This is a genomic window from Curtobacterium sp. HSID17257, assembly GCF_003989515.1.
Classification (GTDB): Bacteria; Actinomycetota; Actinomycetes; order Actinomycetales; family Microbacteriaceae; genus Curtobacterium.
The window spans coordinates 1-6032 of sequence record NZ_RBLU01000152.1; the positions used below are offsets into that span (position 1 = coordinate 1).

Annotated in this window: 5 protein-coding genes; all 5 read left to right on the forward strand. The window is 75.3% G+C overall.

Annotated features, from left to right (window positions below; genetic code table 11):
• On the forward strand, positions 1–246 hold a 246-nt coding region (locus D8M35_RS16685; RefSeq protein ID WP_202976574.1), incomplete at its 5' end, for a hypothetical protein.
• Between the two features lie 2 nt (positions 247–248).
• Positions 249–1091 (forward strand): hypothetical protein, encoded by an 843-nt coding sequence (locus D8M35_RS15040; RefSeq protein ID WP_126892565.1) that lies wholly within the window; start codon positions 249–251, stop codon positions 1089–1091.
• Positions 1088–5134 carry a type VII secretion protein EccCa gene (gene eccCa, locus D8M35_RS15045; RefSeq protein ID WP_126892566.1) on the forward strand — a complete coding sequence of 1349 codons (4047 nt, stop codon included), beginning with the start codon at positions 1088–1090 and terminating at the stop codon, positions 5132–5134. The genes D8M35_RS15040 and eccCa overlap by 4 nt, the downstream gene beginning before the upstream one ends.
• Positions 5124–5471 (forward strand): hypothetical protein, encoded by a 348-nt coding sequence (locus tag D8M35_RS15050; protein WP_126892567.1) that lies wholly within the window; start codon positions 5124–5126, stop codon positions 5469–5471. Before eccCa ends, D8M35_RS15050 begins: the two co-directional genes overlap by 11 nt.
• A 35-nt stretch (positions 5472–5506) precedes the next feature.
• Positions 5507–6032, forward strand: a 526-nt coding sequence (locus D8M35_RS15055) for a hypothetical protein (protein ID WP_202976575.1), incomplete at its 3' end; no start/stop codon positions are given.

Genomic DNA, 6032 nt, shown 5'->3' on the forward strand with positions numbered 1-6032 from the left:
CCCGTGGTGGTCGCCGCGGTGCTCGGTCTGGTCGGACACGCCGCCACGGCTCCCGCCACGGTGCTCGGCGCGACGGCGGGCACGGGCGTCCTCGCGGCCCTGCTGGCCGGGGTGCGTCCGGCGGCACACGGGCGTGCCCGCCTCCGCTCGCTCGGCAACGTGCTCGAGACCGTCTCGGTGGTCGTGATGCTCCCGCTGCTGCTCGGTACCTTCGGCCTCTTCGCCGCGCTCCTGGAGACCTTCTGACCATGCGACTCCTCGACGACGTGGTCCCCGCGATCGGACGGGCGTTCTTCGGCAGCGTGGTGAGCGGTGCCCGCGAGCTCGACGACGCGCACCGGGCGATCCGGCAGGGCGTCCCGACGAGTCGGCGGATCGCGTTCGCGTCGCTCCGGGGCGGGACCGGCTGCTCGACCACGGCCGCCGCGGTCGCCACGGTCCTCGCCAGACGGCGAAGCGGACGGGTCCTCGGGGTCGACGGTGCCGCCGGTCCCCGGTCGTTCGCCGCGCTGGCGGGGGCCGGGCTCGGCGGTCCGACGGCTCCGTCCGACCGCCGTGCGGCCTCCCGGACCTCGTGGGACGCCACGGACGGGCTGGCCGAGGCCGCGTCGGGCCTGCACGTGCTCAGGATCGGGGACCCTCGATTCCCCTCGCGTCAGGCCGCGCCCGACGAGTGGACCGCAGCGGTCGACCCGATCGCCCGGTTCTTCGACGTCGTCGTCGGCGACTGGGGCGCCCGCAGCCCCTTCGTCGACCTCGGCGCCGTCGGCGCGGACGCACACGTCGTCGCCCTCGTCACCGGGGCCGACCGACCCGGGGTGGAGGAGGGCATCGCGCATGCCGACGCCCTCCGTCGCCACGCGCCCGACACGCGGGTCGTCGTCGTCCCGGTCGACACCGTCGGCGTCGGGCTGCGCGCCGCCCGGGCCGCCGCGGACTGGCCGGACCACGTCGTCCTCCCGGTGCCGCACGACCCGACGACGACGGTGCCCGGGGTCCGCCCGACCGCGTCCCGCACCGCCCTCGTCCACCTGACCGCCGCACTGGTCGACGCCGCCGTCGGCCGACGATCGACGGAGGCCACTCGGTGAACCGCATCGTGCACCGTCCCGCGCGGGTCTCCACCCCGCTCGTCCGTCCGGACGCCGAACAGCTCGCACCGCCGCCGCAGCTCCCCGAGGGCCCGAGCGGCGGGATCCCGCTGCAGTCGCTCCTGCCGGTGATCGGGGCGGTGTCGTCGGTCGTGATGATGGTCGTGCTGCGCGGGAACAACCCGGTGCTCATGGTCGTCGCGGCCCTGGTGTTCGTGGTCGCCCTGGTCGGCGGGCTCGGCATGGCGTTCACGCAGCGGGGCAACGCCGTCCGCAACCGCCGGACCCAGCGGGAGCGGTACCTCGACTACCTCGAGGAACTCCGCGGCGAGCTGCGTGCCCGGACGACCGCGATCCGTGAGCGGGCCGAGCACGTCGACCCGTCCCCGGACACGCTCCCCCGGCTGGTCGGCGATCCCGCACGGCTCTGGGAGCGCCGCCGGTCGCACGGGGACTTCCTCCGGGTGCGCGTCGGTGCGGGCGACGTGGACTGGCTCGACCTCACCGTGCCGCCGGACCAGAACCCGGTCCAGCCGCTCGACCCCCTGATGCTCGCCGAGCTCGAGCAGGTCGCGGAGCACTACGGCACGGTCGACGCGATGCCGATCTCGATCCGGCTCGACGACGCCGGCGACGTCTCGGTCGTCGGGGACCGCGACGCCGTGCTCGCGGTCGCCCGGGCGCTCGTCGCCCAGCTCGCCGCGCTCCACGCCCCCGAGGACCTGCAGCTCGCGGCGGCGTTCCCCGCCGACCGGGCCGCCGACTGGGAGTGGTTCGACCTGCTGCCCCACGTGCGGATGGACCGGACCTTCGACGGCCCGCTCCGGGCACGCCGCGTCGCCGAGGACGTCCCGACGCTGGCCCGGACCCTCGCCGCCGAGCTCGGCGAGCGTGCCCGGACCGCTGCGACCTGGCGACGCTCCGGCGACTCCGGGAGGCGGAGCGACCTCGCTCGACTGGTCGTCCTCGCCGACGAGCACGGCGGTGTCGCGGTCCCGCTCGCGCTGCCCGAGGGCGAGACCCGCCCGGAGGACCTCCGCGTCACGGTCGTGCACCTGGTGGCGGACCGTCTGCACGAGCCGTCCGACGTGCGGGTCCGCGTCACGGCACGGACCGTGACGACCGACGACCCCGGGGTGCCCCCGAGGACCGCGCTCGAGATCGTCGATGCCCGCGACGTCGAGGAGGGCGAGCCCGCACCCGTGCAGACGGCGGTGTGCGACCCGGTCGCGCCGACGCTCGTCACGGCGGTCGCCCGGGCGCTCGCGCCGCTCCGGCTGTCCGCGGACGCCGAGGAGCGCACCGAGTCGTCGACCGCGATCGGCGTCACCGACCTCCTCGGGGTCGACGACGTCACGACGATCGATCCGGACCGGACGTGGCGACCGCGGGCGCCCCGGGACTTCCTCCGCGTGCCGATCGGGGTCGACGACTTCGGCGCTCCCCTGTTGCTCGACCTCAAGGAGTCCGCGCAGCTCGGCATGGGTCCGCACGGCATCTGCATCGGTGCGACCGGTTCCGGCAAGAGCGAGATGCTGCGCACGCTCGTCCTCGGGCTCGCGGTCTCGCACCCGCCCGAGGACCTCGCGATGATCCTCGTCGACTACAAGGGCGGTGCGGCGTTCGCCCCGTTCGCGCGCCTGCCGCACGTCGCCGGGCTCATCGACAACCTCGCGGACGACCCGCAGCTCACCCGACGTGCCCGTGCCTCCATCGCCGGTGAGGTCCGTCGCCGACAGGAGATGCTCCGCGACGCCGGGGCGGCACCGTCGATCACGCACTACCGCGAGCTGCGGACGCACCGACCGGAACTACCGCCGATGCCGCACCTCGTGCTGGTCATCGACGAGTTCGGCGAGCTCCTGACGGCCGAACCCGAGTTCGTCGACCTGCTCCTCATGATCGGCCGGATCGGACGGTCGATCGGCGTGCACCTGCTGCTCTCCAGCCAGCGCATCGAGGCCGGCAAGCTCCGCGGTCTGGACACCTACCTGTCGTACCGGCTCGGCCTCCGCACCTTCTCGGAGGCCGAGAGCCAGGTCGTCCTCGACACCGGCGATGCGTTCCACCTGCCGGCGGTCCCGGGCTACGGGTACCTCAAGGTCGACACGAGCGTGTACACCCGGTTCCGTTCCGGCTACGTGTCGGGCCCGGTGGAGGACGCCACCCCGGCGGCCGTCGCCGCCACTGCGAGCACGGACACGGCGCCGGAGCCGTTCGAGCTCCCGGTGTACAACACGCTCGCGACCGAGGACGACGACCCGGGCGAGGCCCAGCTCGCGACGCCCGACGTCGGGCGGAGCGTCGTCGACGAGGCCGTCGAACGGCTCGGCCGTGGCGACCGGGCGACCACGCCGGTCTGGCTGCCGCCGCTCCCGACGCGTCTGGCGCTCGGCGCGGTGCTCGACCCCGACCGGACGCCGGACCCCGCGGGCATCACCGTGCCGATCGGGCTGCTCGACGACCCGGCCCGCCAGCGCCAGCGCCCCTGGTCGCTCGACCTCACGCAGGGCGGTGGACACGTGGCCGTCATCGGCGCCCCCGGGTCCGGCCGCACGACGTTCCTGCGCACCGTCGCCGCATCGATCGCGCTCACGACGACCCCGCGGCAGGTCAGCGTCTACGGCATGGACCTCGCCGGCGGTGGCCTCGGCCGGATCGAGGGCTTCCCGCACGTCGGCGGCGTCGCGACCCGCGCCGACCGGAACCGCCTGCTGCGCCTCGTCGAGGAGCTCCAGGCGATGATCCGGCTGCGCGAGCGGGTGTTCCGCGACCACGGCATCGACTCGCTCGCGATGCTCCGCAGCCGTCACTCCGCGGGGCGCGTCCCGGAGCTCGGCTCGGCGGACGTCGTGCTGCTCGTGGACGGCTTCGGCGTCATGCGCACCGAGTTCGAGGAGCTCGAGGAGGCCTTCGGCGACCTGCTCCAGCGCGGCGGCAGCTTCGGCATCCACGTGGTGGTGGCGCTGACCCGGTGGAACGAGCTCCGCCTCGCGAACCAGCCGCTCATCGGCCAGCGCTTCGAGCTGCGCCTCAACGACCCGGCCGACTCGACCATCGCCCGTGCGGCGGCGGCGACGCTGAAGTCCGGGGAGCCCGGCCGCGTCCTGACCGGGGACGAACTGTTCGGCCAGGTCGCGCTGCCCGTCCTCGACGACGTGGACGACGGCGCCGTCGGCGACGAGCTGGCCGCGCTCGCACAGCGGGTCGCGGACAGCTGGGGCGGTCCCGCCGCGGCGCCGATCCGGTTGCTGCCCGAGTCGTTCGACCCGGCCGAACTGCCGGACGCGCTCGCGATGCCCACCACCGTGCCCTTCGCACTCCGCCAGGACACGATGGACTTCGTGGCGTTCGACCCCGCCGTCGACCAGCACCTGCTCGTGTTCGGCGACACGGCGAGCGGGAAGACCGCGCTGCTGCGCGGCCTGGCGGCCGGGTTCGTGGAGCGCTCGACGCCCGACGAACTCGTCCTGGCCTTCATGGACGTCCGCGGTGGTGCGGCGGCCGGCACCCCGGACGAGTTCCTCGGCGGGCACGCCGCGAACGGCCGCGACGCCCGTGGCCTGGCGGCGGCGATCGCGGCCGAGCTCGAGCAGCGCGCGTCCGGCACCTCGACCGGCCCCCGCCCGCGCATCGTCGTGCTCGTCGACGACTACGACATCGTCGCCTCGGCGGGGACGGACCCGCTCGCTCCGCTCGTGCCGTACCTGCCGTCGGCCCGCGACCTCGGCCTCCACGTGGTCCTCACCCGACCCGTCGCCGGTGCCGCGCGGGCAATGTACGACACCGTGGTCCAGTCCGTCCGCGACTCGGGCGCGACCGGACTGGTGCTGAGCGGTGAACGATCCGAGGGCCAGGTCTTCCCGAAGGTGTACGCCGAGCAGTTCCCGCCCGGACGCGGCCGTCTGGTGCGCCGCGGCAGTCCGCCGCGCATCGTGCAGGTCGCCCACTTCCCGGCCGCGCACGTCCCCGCTCCGGCGCAGGCGGACCCCGCCGGCCAGACGACCGTCCTCGACCCGAAGGGAGCCGTCGATGCCCCGTGAACTGGTGATCCTCTCGCGGACCGCCCCGGAGCTCGCCGTCTTCGTCGGGGCCGGTGCCGACGTCGCCCCCGACCTGCGGGTGCGGACGCTCGACGGCGGCGCGGTGACCGAGATCGTGGACCGCCGCGGCCTGGCGGTCCTCAGCGTGCAGGTCCCCGAACTCGTCGAGAACCCCGCCGAGGTCGCACGACTCGCGCCCTGGTCGTCCCTGTCGGCGCCCGTGTGGTGGACCGACGCGTGGGCTCCGTGGGGAGAGCAGGGCGACGTCGGGGTCGCCGTCGCACGGGCCTGGGCCTCGGCCGGCGGAGCCGAGATCCGTGTGGAGGACGGCTCGTGAGCTCCCTCCCGCCGAGCTCCGCACCCCTCCCCCCGATGCCGGGCCCGCGTCGGTCCGCGGCGCAGCGCGCGCGGACCGTCCTCGTCGCCGGGGTCGCCGGTGGCACCGGGACGACCACGGTCGCGGCGCTGCTCGCCGATGCGGTCGGCGGTCGGCTCGGCGTCGTGGTGCAGGCGACGGACCATTCCGGCGGCGAGCTCGCCGCCCGGCTGCCGTCGCTCGGGCCGGCCACCTCGCGCGTGACGGTGCACGACGCCGGGGCGCACGTGCGTCCGGCCGCTGTGCTCGCGGCGACGCCGGAGAACTCCCTGGTGGTCGTCGGACGTGCCACCCCGGACGGCGTGGCCGACGTCCGGTCGGCACTCGCGGCGATGTCGGACGAGCCGGACCCGACGCTGCTCGGACGCTCGGTGGTGGTGCTCGTCGACCGGGCTCCGAGGCCCGCGACGATCGACGTGGGACCGGTGCGCGACACGGGGGTCGCCGCGGTGCTCGTGCTCCGCGCAGACCGCGCGCTCGCCCGACCGGGCCGCATCGACACCACCCGACTGGGCCGACCCA